Origin of the sequence: Pseudomonas sp. EA_65y_Pfl1_P113 (assembly GCF_963970525.1) — a bacterium.
Classification (GTDB): Bacteria; Pseudomonadota; Gammaproteobacteria; order Pseudomonadales; family Pseudomonadaceae; genus Aquipseudomonas; species Aquipseudomonas tritici.
Window position 1 is genome coordinate 1 of record NZ_CAXAQM010000417.1, and the last position, 498, is coordinate 498.

General features: G+C 60.8%; 1 protein-coding gene. It reads right to left on the reverse strand.

The genetic code is table 11. The features are described from left to right. Window positions 1-258: 258 nt before the first annotated feature. Window positions 259-498, reverse strand: a 240-nt coding sequence (locus tag AACY52_RS30350) for a hypothetical protein (protein ID WP_339561387.1), incomplete at its 5' end; no start/stop codon positions are given.

Genomic DNA, 498 nt, shown 5'->3' on the forward strand with positions numbered 1-498 from the left:
AGGCGTGGACCATGTGGTCCGGGTGATCCGCCATATTGCTCCTTCCCGCGAGCGCTAACGGCGCGCTCCGTTCGGCGACCGCACAGTAGAAAGTAGGGTCGCAGAATATCGCCGCAAGGACGTTCTTCGGCGGCCCGAACGTGCCTGCGCGCACGCGCCTGTTCGTTGATTATCTCGCAGATCATTATGGCGAGCAGAAATCAGCCGTCTTGGCTGCAGGCGATACGTCGCGTCGAGAAGGCCGTTCGATGCCTTCGGTTACGGCTTCGCACCGGGAGCCTGCAATGCGTCGGCCGATTTCTTTTCAAGGCTCGCCAAGGTGTCCGGAACGAGCCGTTCGGAGAAGCCCGCCAAAAACGACCAGACCAGAAGTTTGGCAAACTCCACCGTTGGCGACAGTTCGGACGCCGCACGAAGATCTTCGGGCTTAACCTTGGCGAGGCCCCTGGTAACGGGGCCGGCCAAGTGCAACGTCCAGATCGTCTGCTCTGTCACCAT